Below are 15,532 nucleotides of genomic sequence, written 5' to 3'. Positions count from 1 at the left end.
GGGTCAGGAGCGGGCGGCGGCGGTGTCGGCTTTTTCGGTGACGACCTTCGACGAGCCACCGGGTTGCATCGACACCCCGAGCAGGCAGTCGCCCGCTTCCATCGTGCGCTTCTGGTGCGACACGACGATGAGCTGCGCGTCCTTGCGGAACTCTTGGATGAGCCCGAGGAAGCGGTGCAGGTTGACGTCGTCGAGCGCCGCCTCGACCTCGTCCATCACGTAGAACGGCGACGGACGCGAGCGGAACACCGCGAACAGGTAGGCGAGCGCCGTCAGCGAGCGCTCACCGCCCGACAGCAGCGACAGCTTCTTCACGTTCTTGCCACTCGGCTTCGCCTCGACCTCGATGCCCGTGTTGAGCAGATCGTCGGGATGCGTGAGCTTCAACTTGCCCGTTCCGCCGGGGAACAGCAGCGAGAACAACTCGGTGAAGTTGCCGCTCACGTCGGCGAACGCCGCAGCGAAGACGTTCTGGATCTCGGCGTCGACCGCAGCGATCACCCGAGCGAGGTCGCGGCGCGTGCTGCGCACGTCTTCGAGTTGCTCCTCGAGGAACGTGTGTCGAGTCTGCAGTTCGTTGAACTCTTCGAGCGCCAGCGGGTTGATCGGTCCGAGCAGACGCAGCTCGCGTTCGAGCTCGCGCACCCGACCGGCCGGCGTCGCGCCTTCGGGGATCTCGGGCATCTCGGCGGCCTCGGCGACCGCTGGTTCGATGTCGAGGTCGCGACGCAGCGTCTCGATCGCCGTCTCAAGTCGCAACTTTGCTTCGGCCTCGTCGAGTTCGGCCTTGCGAGCCCGCTCGCGGGTGACGTCGAGCGCCTTCTCGTTCTCGGACCGTTCGCGACGCAACGCTTCGAGTTCGGTGGTGAGACCACGGACTTCGTCGCTCTGCTTCCGCCGCTGCTCGGACAGCTCGGCGTGATGCGCCTCGACGACCGTGCGATGGCCATCGACCAGCGCGGTGAGCCTGTCGATCGCCCCGATCGCACGCTCGATGACGACCCGCTTGTCTTCGGCTGCGGCGCGAGCTTCGGCGTCGGCTTCGAGACGGCGTTCGGCCTCGGCGATGCGGCGTTCGAGGATCTGCTGGCGTTCGTGAAGACCGGCGTTGCGCACTTCGAGGTCCTTGCGCTTCGACGCCAGCGCCGCCGCACGCGATTCGAGTTCGGCGCGAAGCTCGCCGCGAGCTCGGGCCGCCTCGGCCTCGGCCTGCTCGTCGGATTCGAGCGCCGGGAGCAACGCTTCGAGCTCGGCGATGCGCTGCGCTTCACGGGCGCTGTTCTCGGTCGCTTCCTCGATGGTGCGGGCGAGCGATTCGAGTTCGGACTGGATCTCGCGGCGTTCGCCCTGGGCGCGCGCCAGGCCTTCGGACGCAGCGCTCAGCTTGGCGTCGTTCGCGTCGAGTTGGCGGCTGAGCGTCTGCTCCTTGGCTCGCGCCTCGGCGAGCGCCTTGTCGGAGGTCGCCACCTGCTCGTCGGCCTCGGCGAGGGCCAGCGTGGCCGCCTCCGACGCTTCCTGCGCCTGTTCGAGCGCGGCGGCAGTGGCTCCGCCTCCTGCCGCGCCGATCCGCCATCCGCTGAGGCCGAATCGGTCGCCCGACTCGGTCACCACGACGGCTTCGGGATGGGCGATGGCGGCGTCGAGCGCGGCGCTCACGTCGTCGAGTCGCACGGCGGAACCGAGCAGTCCGTCGAGCAGTTCGCTGACGTCGGAGTTGTTGGACCGGGCGTGTGGCCGCACCGATTCGCCGACGCTCGGCGCCTGGCCGGCGGCGGGGCGTGCTCCGAGTGCGATGACGGCGCCACTGGTGTCGGACGAGCGGAGCGCGTCGAGTGCGCTGCGAGCTGCGGCCGGGTCGGACACGACGACGGCGGTGAGCGACTCGCCCAGCGCGGCTTCGACCGCCGGCTGCCAGCCGTCGTCGATCTCGATGAGGTCGAGGAGCGTGCCGAGCACACCGTCGACGCCTTCGAGTCGTTCGGCTCCGGCACGGGCGCGTGCAGCATCGAGTGCCATCTGCAGCGCGTCGACGCGAGCCGCTGCCGACGACGCCGTTGCGGCGGCCTCGGAGCGGACGGAGCGAGCGGCCTCGACCTGAGCGATGGCTGCGGCGAGGGCTGCCTCGGCCGCTTCGACCTCGTCGTAGAGCGGTCCTTCGACCTGTCCGGCCTCGTCGCACTCGGTGCGGAAGCGGGCGGCTTCGTCTTCGACGAGCTGGAAGCGCTCGGTCAGCGACTCGTTGCGGCTGGTCGCACGACGGAGCTCGCCGTCGAAGCGTTCCATAGCTGCACGGACCGAGCGGAGCTCTCCGCGCACTTCGGCGGCAGCACTCGCAGCCTTGGCCGCCGGCTGGTCGGTACCCACTGCGTCGAGCACCTGCTGGCGTTCGGTCTTGAACGCCTGTTCCTCGTCGTCGAGCGCCTGGGCGGCCGGTTCGAACGTGCCGAGTTCTTCGATCACGCTCGCCAGTTCCTCACGGAACTTCGCTGCGTCGGCTTCGAGGTTGGCCACGACGCCGGCATCGAGCAGCTGGCCTTTGTCACGTTCGAGGGAGCGTCGACGTTCGACGAGCACGGCGTTGAGGCCACGGGCCCGCTCGCGAAGTTGCTCGACCCGCACGAGCCGGTCGCTGACGTCGCTGGCGCCGCGAGCCGAGAGTTGCGCTTCGATCGACATGACCGACGTGTCGAGCCCGGCGAGTGTCGTCTTGAGTTCGGCTTCGGCCGACGAGCTCTCGAGCTTGACGGTGGCGAGCGATTCGAGTTTCGTGCGCAGGCCCTTGATCTCCTGGCCGGCGACGAAGGTCTTGAGCGCGCTGAGTTCTTCGATCAGCGAGCCGTGGCGCTCGGCGGCCTTCGCCTGTCGTTCGAGCGGGCGCAGCTGACGGCGAACTTCACGCAGAAGGTCTTGGACCCGGAGCAGGTTGGCTTCGGTCGCGTCGAGGCGGCGCTCGGCCTTCTCCTTGCGCTTGCGGAACTTGAGGACCCCGGCGGCTTCCTCGATGATCGCTCGGCGCTCTTCGGGCCGGGCGTTGAGCACCGCGTCGATCTGGCCCTGACTGACGATGACGTGTTGCTGACGGCCGACACCGGCGTCGGACAGCATCTCTTGCACATCGAGCAGTCGGCAGGTGACGCCGTTGATCATGTACTCGGATTCGCCCGTGCGGAACAGGATGCGGGTGATCGTGACTTCGTTGAACTCGACGCCGAGCGTGCCGTCGGAGTTGTCGATCGTGATGCTCACCTCGGCACGGCCGAGCGCCGGACGGGCTGCCGTACCGGCGAAGATCACGTCGTCCATCTTCTGCGAGCGCACGGCCTTCGGCGACTGGGCACCGAGCACCCACGCCATGGCGTCGACGACGTTCGACTTGCCCGAACCGTTGGGGCCGACCACGACGGTGACGCCCGGTTCGAGCACCATGTTCGTCGAATCCGCGAACGACTTGAACCCTTTGAGGGTGAGATTCTTCAGAAACACAGCGTCCCGAATCTAACTCGCAGGAACGGCCGCTCCATCGTTTCTCGTTCAGTACTGGCAGACCGGGCAGTAGTGCGTGCCGCGGCCGCCGCTCACCGTGCGCCGGATCCACCCTCGACCGCACGTGAGGCACCGTTCACCGCCGCGGGCGTAGACACGGTGGTCGTCCTGGTACGAGCCGCCCTCGCCCATCAGGTCGACGTACTGGGCGTCACCCAGGGTGGAGCCGCCCGCGGCGATGGCCGCCGACAGCACGTCGACGATCGCCAGATGGAGCCTCGTGATCGCTCGAGCGTCGAGCGTGTTGGCCGGTCGATCGGGACGCAGCCGTGCCGCGTGGAGGATCTCGTCGGCGTAGATGTTGCCGATCCCGGCGATCTTGTGCTGGTCGAGGAGTAGCGGCTTGAGCGCTCTCGCCGTCGACCGAACGATGGCACTGAGCTGGGCCTTTGCGAAGGGTTCGGCGATCGGATCGATTCCCAGCTTGGCGAGTTCGGGGAGCTCGACGTCGACGCGGTCGGGAGCGAACACGACCACTTCACCGAACGTTCGGGGGTCGACGAACCACAGCTCGGAGTCGTTGTCGAGGTGCATCACCACATGCGTATGAGCGGGGCGGGCCGCGCCACCATCGGCGATGAGGACCTGGCCGCTCATACGCAGGTGGATCATCGCGACATCGCCCGAGTCGAGCGGCAACAGCAGGTATTTGCCGCGCCGATCGGTGCGCTCGATGCGGGTGTTCGTCAACCCGTCGACGAGCGCCTCTCTCGACGTGCGCCGCACGACTCGTTCGCGTCCGACCTCGACCCGCTCGATGCGGCGGCCTCGTGCGTGGCGGTCGAGTCCACGGCGGACTGTTTCGACTTCGGGCAGTTCAGGCATCGGCGAGCAGGGCCGCACAGGCCGCGGCAGCCGCCACCTGCTCGGCCGCCTTCTTCGATCGCCCGTCGCCGGTTCCGACGAGCCGTGATCCGACGAGTGCCCGGGCGGTGAAGACCTTGGCGTGGTCGGGACCGACCGAGGTCAACTCGTAGCGCGGCGGCTCGTCGCCCCGCTTCGCGCACAACTCCTGGAGTTGCGTCTTGTTGTCGAGTTCGACGAGTCGGTCGATGTTGCGAGCGAGTCGTGGTGCGACGTGGCGTTCGACCATGGCGTACGCCGCCTCGCTGCCACCGTCGAGGTAGACCGCACCGAGGATCGCTTCGAACGCGTCGGACAGGATGGACGGCTTCTCGGCACCACCCGCAGCGCCTTCGCCTTTGCCCAACAGGAGATGGGGGCCGACACCGATCTCTTCCGCGATCGATGCGAGCGCCGTGGCGTTGACGACACTCTTGCGGAGGTCGGTGAGTTGCCCTTCGGGAAGGTCGTCGAAGCGTCGATACGCGATGTCGGCGATCGCCCACCCGAGCACGGCGTCACCGAGGAACTCGAGGCGCTCGTTGCTCTCGGTACCGGGATGCTCGGAACACCACGAGCGATGCGCTAGCGCGCGTTGCAACAACGACGGGTCACCGAACTCGTGCCCCACCGCAGCGGCGAGCGACGCATGATCGGCTCCGGGGGCCGTGTCGGGGGAAGCCGCCGAGGTGCCTGGGGTGTCGGTGCTCGACACGGTGCGTCGTTGACTCGGTGTGGCGTTCAGCTCTTGCCGACGCGTTCGTGGACGTAGTCGACGGCGTCGCGAACGGTCTTGAGGTCTTCGAGGTCTTCGTCTTCGATGCGGAAACCGACGGTGCGTTCGCCGATCTCTTCTTCGAGGCCTTCGACCAGTTCGATCAGTGCGAGGGAGTCGGCGTCGAGGTCGTCGACGAACGAGTCACCTTCGTTGACGCTGGCTGGCTCGATCTCGAGGATGTCGGCCAACCGATCGCGCACGATCTGGAGGATCTCGTCTCGGCCGAGCGGGCCCTGTTCGACATGTGTTTCGGCTGGCATGACCGCCGAGCCTACCGCCGCCTAGTCGGGGCGAATTGCTCGGGCCATCTCGGCCACGAGATCGTGCTCGACCATTTCGCGAGCGACGCCGATGCCGTTGCGCATCGCTTCGGCATTGGACGAGCCGTGGGCGATGATGCACACGCCGTCGACACCGAGCAGTGTGGCACCGCCGTACGTGTCGGGGCTCAGCGCCGAGTAGAGCGGCAGCAACGCCGGCATGAGTGCGTCGGCGTGGGGCTTGAACTCCTCGGGTTCGAACGCCTTGAGCAGCGCACCGATCACGGCCTTCATGCCGCCTTCGAGGGTCTTGAGCACGACGTTGCCGGTGAAGCCGTCGGTGACGCACACGTCGACTTCGTCGCTCATGACGTCGCGGCCTTCGACGTTGCCGATGAAGTTGATGCCCGGGGTCTGCGAGAGCAGCGCGTGCGTGTCTTTGCGCAGCGTGTCGCCCTTCGACGCTTCCTCGCCGATCGACAGCAGGCCGACTCGGGGGTTGTCGATGTCGAAGCGATGGCGAGCGTAGATCGAGCCCATCTGGCCGAACTGCACGAGCCAGTCGGCTTGCACTTCGGCGTTGGCTCCGGCGTCGAGCAGCACCGTGGGGGTGGAGCCCGGCACGGGAATCGGCGTGGCGATGGCCGGGCGCTTGACGCCCTTGATGCGGCCCATCCGCAGCAGCGCCGAGGCCATGGTGGCTCCGGTGTTGCCGGCGCTGATCATGGCGCTCGCTCGTCCGTCACGAACGGCTTCGGCGGCGCGGACCAGCGTGGAGTCCTTCTTGCGACGCACGCCCGATGCCGGGTCGTCGTGCATGCCGATGACCTCGGTCGCCTCGATCAGGTCGAGGAGCGAACCATCGGCGGTCTCACGGCCGGCGAGGTCGGCGGGACCGACCAGCACGACGGGAATACCGTCGGCCGACGCAGCGTGCGCGGCGTCGACGTTGGGATTGGGCGCGAGGTCGCCACCCATGGCGTCAATGGCGACGGGGAGCATCGATCAGCCGATCTGCAGCAGTGTGGAGGTGTCGGTCAGGAGGACCGAACCGACTCAGCTCTTGACGTCGACGACGTAGCGATCGCGGTACCAACCGCACGATGAGCACACCGTGTGGGGGACCTTCGCAGAGCTGCAACGGGGGCAGATGCTGCGAGCCGGTGCGTTGAGCTTCCATGCGCTCGCACGGCGGCTACGGGTCTTGGATTTTGAAGTCTTCTTCTTCGGGACAGCCATCGTTTGCTCTCGTTCTCTTCAACCGACCGTTCGGGAAACCACTGGCCGGTCGTCAGGGCCGGGTTACGATATCGGGACCCGGCGTCAGTGCCACACCTCGCACCGATCGAGTCGCCGATCCCGTCGCCGACGGCTCCAGCCGCCGACTGGTTCGGGCGCTGCTGCGTCAGTCGTCGAGCTGGAGTCCGTCGAGCGCCGCCCACCGGTCGTCTTTGACCGTGGTGTCGCAGTCGCACGTCTCGTCGTTGCGGTCGATCCCGCACTTCGGGCACAGCCCGGCGCAGTCGGAGCGACATAACCGTTCCTGATCGAGTTCGAGCAGCGCCGTCTGGCGCGCCATCGGCGACAGATCGAGCTGGTTGTTCTCGATCGGATACGCCTCCTCGTCGATCACGTCGATCTGGTACAGCTCGTCGACCGGGACGCTGAGCTCGCCGCCGAGCTCTTTCAGGCAGCGTCGGCACACACCGTTCCAGGGGGCCGACACCGTGCCGCGCACCGAAATGCCGTCGTTCATCGATTCGAGGTCGACCGACACGCTGATGTCGCCGGTGAGCGATTCGTGCTCGACGTCGAGCGCCGACGCGGCGACCGTGGTGTCGATCTCTTTGACCGCGCCGGGTTGGCGGAGCAACTCCACCGCATTGACTCGTAGTTCGCGCAACCCGTCGTCAGCCATGGTTGCAGCCTACGAACCCAGCTCCGGCGATTGCATCCGGGCTCGGTCGAGCACACCTCGCGAGCCAGACCTATGGTCGACACGTGAGACGACCAGCGACGACCCGAGACATCGATGCCCCGGCGAGCGCTGTGTGGCGTGTCATCACCGACCTCGCCAGATGGCCCGACTGGGGTCCATCGGTTCGTGGCGCGACGCTCGACGGCGAGCGCTTCGAGGCCGGCGCGACCGGAACGGTGACGACATCGTTCGGCGTCACGCTCCCCTACGAGGTGACCGATTTCGTCGACGGCGAACATTGGGCCTGGAAGGTCGCCCGCGTGCCTGCGACCGGCCACTGGGTCGAGGCGATCGACGACGACCGTTGCCGCGCCGGGTTCGACGTCGCCGTGCTGGCGGCGCCGTACCTGGCGGTCTGTGCCCTCGCCCTTCGCCGCATCGAGGCGATCGCCGTAGATGATGCGAATCGCCACGAGACGGTGCGACCCGACGACACCGGCGCCCCCGACGGCACCGGCGTCGTGGAGGTCGGCCGATGAAGGTCGCAGTGATCGGAGCGACCGGCTACGTGGGCGGGCGACTCGTTCCCGAACTCCTCGAGGCCGGCCACGAGGTCCGCTGCCTGGCACGGACTCCCGCCCGGCTCGACAGCGTCGACTGGCGCTCCGACGTCGAGGTCCTCACCGCCGACGTGCTCGATCGCGACTCGCTCGACGGCGCCTTCGACGGCATCGAGGCGGTGTACTACCTGGTACACGCGATGGGTCAAGGCGGCGACTTCGAAGAGTCCGACCGCACCGGCGCCGACAACGCTCGATCCGCGGCCGAGGCGGCGGGCGTGTCGAGGATCGTCTACCTCGGCGGACTCGGCGAAGACGACCCCGAGCAACTGTCCGACCACCTCGCGAGCCGCCACGAGGTCGGCGCCGTGCTCGCCGCGGGCACCGTGCCGGTCACCGAACTCCGGGCCGCGATCATCATCGGCTCAGGCAGTGCCTCGTTCGAGATGCTGCGCCATCTCGTCGAGGTGCTTCCGGCGATGATCTGCCCGCGGTGGGTCACCCGCACCAAGTGCCAACCGATCGGCATCGCCGACGTGTTGCACTACCTGGTGGCCGTGATCGAGATCCCCGAGGCCGCCGGCGAGATCCTCGAGATCGGCGGGCCCGATGTGCTCACCTACCGCGACATGATGGATCGCTACGCGGCGGTCGCCGGGCTCAAGCGGCGACTGATCATCCCGGTTCCGGTGCTGTCGCCGCGGCTGTCGTCGCACTGGGTCAACCTGGTCACGCCGCTGCCGTACGGCCTCGCCCGCCCGCTCGTCGACAGCTTGGTCAACGACGTCGTCGTCAGCCCCGAACGCGACATCGCTCGACTCGTCGACCGCACGCCGTATGCGCTCGACACTGCGATCGAGCGTGCCCTGGCCGTGGTCGGTGACATGCGGTTGAAGACGAGTTGGATGGACAGCACCCGAGGGAGCATGTCGGCGTCACCGATGCCGCAGGATCCCGACTGGGCAGGCGGCACGATCTACGAGGCGACGCAGGAGGTGACGAGCGCGGCGTCGCCCGAGGCGCTGTTCGCCACCGTGTCGGGCATCGGCGGCGAGCGAGGCTGGTACGCGGCGAACTTCCTGTGGACGGTGCGCGGCGGCCTCGACAAGATCATCGGCGGCGTCGGCATGCGACGCGGGCGACGCCACCCCGATCAACTGCGCGTCGGTGACGCTCTCGACTTCTTCCGAGTCGAGGCGTACGAGCGTCCGAGCCTCTTGCGGCTGCGCGCCGAGATGAAGGTTCCCGGCGACGCCTGGCTCGAGTGGCGCATCACGACCGACGAGTCGGGGGACTCGGTGCTCCGACAGCTGGCTCGGTTCCATCCGAGAGGTGTGGCCGGGCGGGCCTACTGGTGGGTGCTGCTCCCGATCCACAAGGTCATCTGGAAGCAGCTCATCGAACGCCTGGCCCTCCGCGCTGCGTCATCGGGTGTCTGACACCGGATGACGTGCGTCATCGGGTGTCTGACACCGGATGACGTGTCAGATGTCTTGATCGAAGAAGGCGTTGGTGGGGTCGTCGTCGGCCTGCACCGCCGCGACCTCTTCTTCTCCCCCGCCGATCGACAGACGCTGCCGGCCGGCGTGCACCGTCTTCGACAGCTTGTCGAGGAGGATCTCGAACGATCCGAGGCGTTGGTCGAGGAAGTCTTCGGTCTCGTGCTTGAGGCGGCGGGAGTCGGCTTCGGCCGTCTCCATCACCTGGCGGGCGCGCTGCTCGGCAGCACGCACGACTTCGGTGCGCTGCACCATCCGCTCGGCCCGAACGCGAGCGGCTTCGAGCAGTTCGTCGGCTTCACGGCGCGTCTTGGCCACGAACTCCTGGCGCTCCTTCAGCATCCAGCGCGCCTGGCGGAGTTCGTCGGGCAGTCGGTTGAGCGATTCGTCGAGCAGTTCGATGATCTCGTCACGGTCGATGCGCGGCGACGACGACAGCGGCATGGTGGGCGCATTGAAGATCACGTCGATGGCACGACGGAGCAACGTCTCGGCGTCGCCGACGTAACCGCCCGGCGAACCCAACTCGGGGTAGCTGTCGTCGACCACGTCGTCGTAGTCGTTGTGGCCCCGGCTGTCGTTGTCGTCGTAGTGGTCGTAACTCATCGATACTCAGTTCTCGTCATTGCCGGCGTCATTGTTGCCGATCAGCGAACTCGGTCGCCAGTGCCTCGGCGACGACGGTTGGCACCAGGTGTGCAACATCGCCACCGTACTTCGCGATCTCACGCACGAAGCGGCTACTCACGAAGCTCAGCTCCGCGCTGCTCGGCAAATACACCGTCCGAACGCCGGCCGTCGAGTGGTTCATCTGGGCCATCTGCTGCTCGATCTCGAAGTCACCGGGTGTGCGCAGCCCCTTGACGATGAAGTCGGCACCGACGGCTCGCGCCGCCTGCGTCGTGAGCCCGGTGTGCTTCTCGACCGACACCGTCGGCAGGTGAGCGGTCGACGCCTCGACGAGTTCGACGCGACGATCGACGTCGAAGAGGCCCGAGTCCTTGGCGAAGTTGTAGAGCACGCCGACCACGACGCCGCCGAAGAGTTCGGCCGCCTGCTCGATCACGTCGAGGTGACCGAGGTGCAGCGGGTCGAAACTCCCTGGATAGAGCACTCGTAGATCTCTGGGTCCGCTCATCGGACTCACAACTTACCCATCCGCACGCTCGAGGAAGCTCACCCACGTGCGGCTGTACTTCTTCGTGCGCAGCGCGGTCCATCCGGCCGGAGGCGTCACCTCGCGGCCCGACTCGGTGACGACGAGCCCCGCGTGGATCTGGCCGAGCAGTTGGTCCCAACCGTCGAAGTCGTAGGGCGGGTCGGCGAACACGATGTCGACGTCGAGTGCGCTGGCCACCGACGTGGCATCGGACCGCATCACCCTCGATCTCGACGCGAGGTCGAGTGCCTCGATGTTGTCTTCCAACACGCGGAGCGCGTTGCGGTCGCGTTCGACGAACGTGCAGTGATCGGCACCGCGCGAGATGGCCTCGATCCCGACCGCTCCCGAGCCGGCGAACAGGTCGGCGACGACGGCGCCGTCGAGCACGCCGAGGCTGCCGAGCGCGTTGAAGATCGCCTCGCGGACCCGATCGGTCGTGGGACGCGTCGAGGTCCCTTCCGGGGAGATGAGCTTGCGCCCGCCGAGTTCGCCTGCCACCACGCGCATCAGGAGAGGATAGGGGGCCCATACTGGTGCGGTGCTCGCTCCTCCACCACAGATCACCTGCATCGATTGCGGCGGACGTTGTTTCGTGCTGACGCTGCCGCCCGAAGACGGCATCTGGGAAGTCGGCGACGCGGTCGCGTACCGCTGCGAAGACTGTCTCGATCGATGGGACATCGTGCTCGAAGACGCCGACATCGAAGCCGACGGTCGCCCCGACTGGTGACCTGCGGTCAGCGCCGCAACGAGAACCGCGACCGCGGGATCATCTCGGCCACCTCGGGCACGTTCATGTCGGAGCGCTCGTCGTCGCTCGCCTCGAGCGCTTCCGCCCAGCGTCCGTAGCGACTCGCTCCCCACGATGCCGTGGCACCGTGGAGGACCACCGACGCGGTGACCGTCACCCCGATCACGCCGAACAGATCGTCGCCGCCACCCGCGACCTCGTCGAAATCCTCCAGCAGCAACAGGCCGAAGATGATCGACGCGAGCCCACGCGGGCCGAACCAGCCGATGAAGAGTCGAGTCGGCCATCGCGTGCCGCTGCCGATCATGGCGATCCACACCGGCAACATCCGGCCGAGCGTCAGCGTGACGATCGCACACACGACGACGCCGGCCGACACGTCGTCGACCGCCTGGCCGAGCAACACGTTGCCGAACACGAAGAACGCGCCCAGAGCGAGGAGCTGCGCCGCGTCCTCGGTGAACCCTCCGAAGTACGAGGCGTGCGCGTCGTCGTCGGGCTCGCTCGCCGAGCCCGGCGTGTGCTTCGCATCGTTGCCGAACGACCCGAACGCCAGACCGGCGACGAACGCCGCGATGAACGAGTTGCCGGTCAGTGCCTCGGCCCCGAACAGCGCGATCACCGGCAGCACGAACGTGGCGAGCTGCTCGTAGCGCCCGTCGGACCAGCCCCGGTGGTGAGCGGCCCGCAGCACGGTGATCCCGACGCCGCCGACCACGAGTCCGAGCGCGACGCCCCACCCGATCTGGCGCGCCACGAAGCCGATCCAGCCGCTCGTCGACCGGTTCTCGTCGATGACCAGTGCTGTCATGATCGCCACGACCGGCACGACGAGGCCGTCGTTGACACCCGACTCGACGTTGAGCGCGAGACGGTCACGCGCCGGCACCACGGTGTCTTCGACGACCGCCGAACCGAGCGCCGCGTCGGTGGGTGCGAGGATCGCTGCGAGCAAGGCCACCTGTGCGAACGGCAGCTCGGGAAACAGCAGCGCGTTCACCAGGGCGCCGAGCGCGATCGAGAGCGGCAGCCCGATGCCGAGCAGACGCACGGGCAGGCCGAGATGGCGTCGCAGGCGTCGGAAGTCGATCCGAACCGCGTCGGAGAACAGGATCACGGCGAGCGTGAGTTCGGCGAGCAGGGCGATCGAACCGATTTCGGCGTCGATCTCGATCGCGTCGAACGCTGCCGTTGCCGCGCCCGCGGCCACGAACACCATCGGCATGGTGAGCGGCCAGTGCTCGATCCGCATCGAGACCGCGGCGAATGCGACGACCAGCGCCGCGACCAGGGTGATCTCGACCGGTCCCATCGCCGCAACCTACGTCAACGGGATTCTTCGGCGATGCGCTTCTTGGTCGCCGCCCAACTGCAGATCGGGCAGGCGGTCAGGTCGTGTCGCTTCGCCGGGCAGTACTCACGGCCGAAGTAGATGATCTGGAGATGACGATCGCTCCAGGTCTCCTTCGGGAACACCGCCTTGAGATCCTTCTCGGTGCGCTCCACCGTGGTGCCGTTGGAGAGCCCCCACCGAGCCGCGAGTCGGTGGATGTGCGTGTCGACGGCGAACGCGGGCACCCCGAACACGCCACCCATCACGACCGACGCGGTCTTGTGGCCGACACCGGCGAGTGATTCGAGGAACTCCCAGTCGCCGATGATCTCGCCGCCGGCGTCGAGGATCTGGTTGGCCATGAGCCACAGGTTCTTCGCCTTGGTCGGCGCCAGTCCGACCGTCTTGATGTAGCCGAGGATCTCCTCCGGGTCGAGCGCCGCCATCTTCTCCGGCGTGCCGGCCGCTTCGAACAACGCCGGGGTGACCTCGTTGACCTTCTTGTCGGTGGTCTGCGCCGAGAGCGCCACGGCGACGAGCAAGGTGTAGGGGTCGGTGTGATCGAGCGGCACCGGCGGGTTCGGGTAGAGCTCCTCGAGGATCTCGCCGATTCGATCTGCCTTCTCCTGACGACGCATGCGGCTGACCATAACCGCGGCGAACCGGCCACCGACCATGCCGTCAACCGTGCAATCACCTGCGCCCGGTCGCATCGAGCGCCGTACCGCCTGGCCGCATGCCGTCGCCCGGTTCACGCCCGGGTGACGGTCGACCTTCACGATCGACCACATGATGAAATCGCGCTCGATCGTCCTGGCCCTCTCGATGCTCACCGCCGGTACCGCCGTCGGCGTCGCTGCGCAGCAGTCGGCGTCGGCCGACGTGTCATCGGGTGACCGCCCGGTGCTGATCCAGATCTCTCCGTGCCGTCTCGCCGACACGCGCTCCAACCAGCAGGTGGGCCCGCAAGGCGGCAAGATCGGTGCCGGCGAGACAGTGTCGTTCGACGTGCAGCACCCGACCACCGACTGCGTCGGGCTGATCCCCACCGATGCGGTCGGGGTGTCGACCAACATCACTGCGCTCGGGGCGACCGAACTGTCGTACCTGACCATCTGGCCGGGCGGCGATCAGCCGCTCGCAGCGTCGCTGAACCCGGCGCCCGGCGAACCGCCGACACCGAACGCGGTGACGACCGGTCTCGGCGGCGGCTCGTTCAACATCTACAACAACGCCGGGGCGACCCACGTCGTGATCGACGTCAACGGTTACTACGTCAACCACACTCACGATGATCTGTACGGCTCGGGCGGAGCGACAGCCGGCACGTTCAGTGTGGGATCGGCCGCCTTCCAGCCGCGCAGCGATCGCCTCGGGTGGAGCAAGGACCTCTCACTCGGCGCGTCGTCGGGTGGTGCCTGGATCGTGTCGGACGCCGATGCCGGTGCCGCCGGTCCGCCGGCGTTGGCCGCCGAACTGTCGCTTCCCGACGGCGCGGTCATCACGGCAGCGACGGCCTACTTCAGCGACACCACCGCGTTCGGAGGTCTGAACTTCCAGATCCGCTGCGAGGAGTTCGACGGTGGATCGAAGATCGTCGCGCAGGGCGACACACTCTCGGCTCCGGCGAGCGGCACCGACGCGATGGACCTGACGACGACCAACGCCACGGTCGACAACTCGACGTGCAGCTACTACTTCATCGCCGAGGGCAGCAACTGGGCGACCGAGACCGACGACCTCCGAGTCCGCGGCGTCTCGATCACCACCGAGTAGCCGGTCCGTGACACGTTGTCGGTGGGCTTCACGACCTCGACCGCCTGAGTAGAAACTACTCAGGACTCCGTCGGCGCCGTTCGTCAGGATCGACGTCATGAGATTTCGTTCGATCGCCATCGGCATGACCCTGCTCGTCTCCGGAACGTCGGTCGGCGCGGCGACGCAGCAGTTCGCCACCGCTGGCACATCGAGCGGCAACCGGCCCGTGCTGATTCCCATCACACCGTGTCGTCTCGCCGACACTCGACCAGCGCCCAACACCGTCGGACCGCGCTCGGCACCGCTCGCTGCAGTCGACACGATGACGGTCGATGCCCAAGAACCCGGTACCGATTGTTCCGGGATGATCCCCGCCGACGCCAACGGGCTGTCGCTGAACATCACCGCGCTCAACGCCACGGCGTCGTCGTATCTCACGGTGTGGCCCGGCGGTGACCGACCCACCGCGGCGAGCCTCAATCCCTCGCCGGGGCAGCCGCCGGTGCCCAACGCCGTGACGACGGCGTTGTCGGTCGATCACGAGTTCGAGGTGTACAACAACGCCGGCAATGTCGACATCGTGGTCGACGTCAACGGCTACTACGTCGACCACGACCACGACGACCGGTACTACCCGCGATCGGAGATCGACGAGAAGTTCGCCGCGCAGGAGACCGATTCGATTCACCTCAGCAGCGCTGCGTTCACTCCCGTCGATGACGGCTGGGACATCGGGAGGTACGGCATCTACCGCGTCGACAGCGTGACCGGAGACAGGTGCGCCGTTGCGGACCTCCAACTGCCGCCCGGGGCCACCATCACGCGAATCGATGTCAGCTACTTGAACTTCGACGAAGTCGGGCCCGCCCCCGACCTCGACTTCATCGTCAGCGAACGCCGCCCTCTCGCCGACCGCACGATCATCGGAATCGGCATCGCGGGCGGAAGTATCAACCTCCCCGTCGAGCCCGATGAGCTCGAATTCGGAATCGCCGGACTCGACGTCCGCGGCCGCCCGGCGTTGCCGAATGCAGCCCACCAAGTGAGTATGTGCACCTCGGGCGTGAAGGTGTTCGTCGATTCGGTGCACCTGACTCTCTGATCCACTCCGACCGCCGCCAACCTGG

17 protein-coding genes are annotated in these 15,532 nt (G+C 67.4%); 5 read left to right on the top strand and 12 right to left on the bottom strand.

The window, feature by feature from the left end; translation table 11 throughout:
• Positions 1-3 precede the first annotated feature (3 nt).
• From smc to YM304_RS09325, 7 genes are all read right to left on the bottom strand, one after another.
• Positions 4-3,483 carry a chromosome segregation protein SMC gene (gene smc, locus YM304_RS09350; protein WP_015441430.1) on the bottom strand — a complete coding sequence of 1,160 codons (3,480 nt, stop codon included), beginning with the start codon at positions 3,481-3,483 and terminating at the stop codon, positions 4-6.
• Positions 3,484-3,531: 48 nt separating this feature from the next.
• Positions 3,532-4,368 (bottom strand): bifunctional DNA-formamidopyrimidine glycosylase/DNA-(apurinic or apyrimidinic site) lyase, encoded by an 837-nt coding sequence (gene mutM / locus YM304_RS09345; RefSeq protein WP_015441429.1) that lies wholly within the window; start codon positions 4,366-4,368, stop codon positions 3,532-3,534.
• On the bottom strand, positions 4,361-5,101 hold the full coding sequence (gene rnc / locus YM304_RS09340) for a ribonuclease III (protein WP_015441428.1): 741 nt from the start codon (positions 5,099-5,101) through the stop codon (positions 4,361-4,363). Before rnc ends, mutM begins: the two co-directional genes overlap by 8 nt.
• A gap of 26 nt (positions 5,102-5,127) precedes the next feature.
• The gene (locus YM304_RS09335) at positions 5,128-5,424 is read right to left on the bottom strand and encodes an acyl carrier protein (RefSeq protein WP_015441427.1); all 297 of its coding nucleotides are present in this window, start codon (positions 5,422-5,424) and stop codon (positions 5,128-5,130) included.
• 21 nt (positions 5,425-5,445) lie between these two features.
• Positions 5,446-6,426: a phosphate acyltransferase PlsX gene (plsX, locus tag YM304_RS09330; RefSeq protein ID WP_015441426.1), complete on the bottom strand. Its 981-nt coding sequence runs from the start codon at positions 6,424-6,426 to the stop codon at positions 5,446-5,448.
• A gap of 54 nt (positions 6,427-6,480) precedes the next feature.
• Positions 6,481-6,663, bottom strand: coding sequence for a 50S ribosomal protein L32 (gene rpmF / locus YM304_RS23920; protein WP_015441425.1), 183 nt, complete (start codon positions 6,661-6,663; stop codon positions 6,481-6,483).
• A 166-nt stretch (positions 6,664-6,829) separates the two neighbouring features.
• On the bottom strand, positions 6,830-7,342 hold the full coding sequence (locus YM304_RS09325) for a YceD family protein (protein ID WP_015441424.1): 513 nt from the start codon (positions 7,340-7,342) through the stop codon (positions 6,830-6,832).
• An 83-nt stretch (positions 7,343-7,425) separates the two neighbouring features.
• Between YM304_RS09325 and YM304_RS09320 the strand changes: the two genes are divergently transcribed.
• Both YM304_RS09320 and YM304_RS09315 read left to right on the top strand, forming a co-directional pair.
• On the top strand, positions 7,426-7,881 hold the full coding sequence (locus YM304_RS09320; protein ID WP_015441423.1) for an SRPBCC family protein: 456 nt from the start codon (positions 7,426-7,428) through the stop codon (positions 7,879-7,881).
• Positions 7,878-9,341 carry an SDR family oxidoreductase gene (locus YM304_RS09315; protein WP_015441422.1) on the top strand — a complete coding sequence of 488 codons (1,464 nt, stop codon included), beginning with the start codon at positions 7,878-7,880 and terminating at the stop codon, positions 9,339-9,341. Before YM304_RS09320 ends, YM304_RS09315 begins: the two co-directional genes overlap by 4 nt.
• Before the next feature lie 45 nt (positions 9,342-9,386).
• Here YM304_RS09315 and YM304_RS22330 read toward each other — a convergent pair whose 3' ends face one another.
• From YM304_RS22330 to rsmD, 3 genes are read right to left on the bottom strand one after another with little or no spacing between them, the layout of a single operon-like run.
• Positions 9,387-10,007 carry an ATP synthase subunit B family protein gene (locus tag YM304_RS22330; protein WP_051071378.1) on the bottom strand — a complete coding sequence of 207 codons (621 nt, stop codon included), beginning with the start codon at positions 10,005-10,007 and terminating at the stop codon, positions 9,387-9,389.
• Positions 10,008-10,035: 28 nt separating this feature from the next.
• On the bottom strand, positions 10,036-10,539 hold the full coding sequence (coaD, locus tag YM304_RS09305) for a pantetheine-phosphate adenylyltransferase (RefSeq protein WP_041298154.1): 504 nt from the start codon (positions 10,537-10,539) through the stop codon (positions 10,036-10,038).
• Positions 10,540-10,551: 12 nt separating this feature from the next.
• Positions 10,552-11,070: a 16S rRNA (guanine(966)-N(2))-methyltransferase RsmD gene (rsmD, locus tag YM304_RS09300; RefSeq protein WP_015441419.1), complete on the bottom strand. Its 519-nt coding sequence runs from the start codon at positions 11,068-11,070 to the stop codon at positions 10,552-10,554.
• A gap of 31 nt (positions 11,071-11,101) precedes the next feature.
• Here rsmD and YM304_RS24690 point away from each other — a divergent pair, with 31 nt between their 5' ends.
• Positions 11,102-11,293 (top strand): hypothetical protein, encoded by a 192-nt coding sequence (locus YM304_RS24690; RefSeq protein ID WP_154723382.1) that lies wholly within the window; start codon positions 11,102-11,104, stop codon positions 11,291-11,293.
• Between the two features lie 7 nt (positions 11,294-11,300).
• On the opposite strand, the gene YM304_RS09295 is transcribed toward YM304_RS24690, so the two are convergent.
• Together YM304_RS09295 and YM304_RS09290 are read right to left on the bottom strand one after the other, a co-directional pair.
• Positions 11,301-12,626, bottom strand: coding sequence for a cation:proton antiporter (locus tag YM304_RS09295; protein ID WP_015441418.1), 1,326 nt, complete (start codon positions 12,624-12,626; stop codon positions 11,301-11,303).
• A gap of 14 nt (positions 12,627-12,640) precedes the next feature.
• Positions 12,641-13,285, bottom strand: coding sequence for an endonuclease III domain-containing protein (locus YM304_RS09290; protein ID WP_015441417.1), 645 nt, complete (start codon positions 13,283-13,285; stop codon positions 12,641-12,643).
• A 151-nt stretch (positions 13,286-13,436) separates the two neighbouring features.
• On the opposite strand from YM304_RS09290, the gene YM304_RS09285 reads away from it, so the two are divergent.
• On the top strand, positions 13,437-14,423 hold the full coding sequence (locus YM304_RS09285) for a hypothetical protein (RefSeq protein ID WP_015441416.1): 987 nt from the start codon (positions 13,437-13,439) through the stop codon (positions 14,421-14,423).
• A gap of 97 nt (positions 14,424-14,520) precedes the next feature.
• A complete protein-coding gene (locus YM304_RS09280) occupies positions 14,521-15,507 on the top strand; it encodes a hypothetical protein (RefSeq protein WP_015441415.1) in 987 nt (328 codons plus the stop codon).
• The last annotated feature ends 25 nt before the right edge of the window (positions 15,508-15,532 follow it).

The organism is Ilumatobacter coccineus YM16-304, from assembly GCF_000348785.1.
Taxonomy (GTDB): Bacteria; Actinomycetota; Acidimicrobiia; order Acidimicrobiales; family Ilumatobacteraceae; genus Ilumatobacter_A; species Ilumatobacter_A coccineus.
Note: the sequence above shows the minus strand (reverse complement) of the source record. Positions and strands in the feature narration are given on the sequence as shown.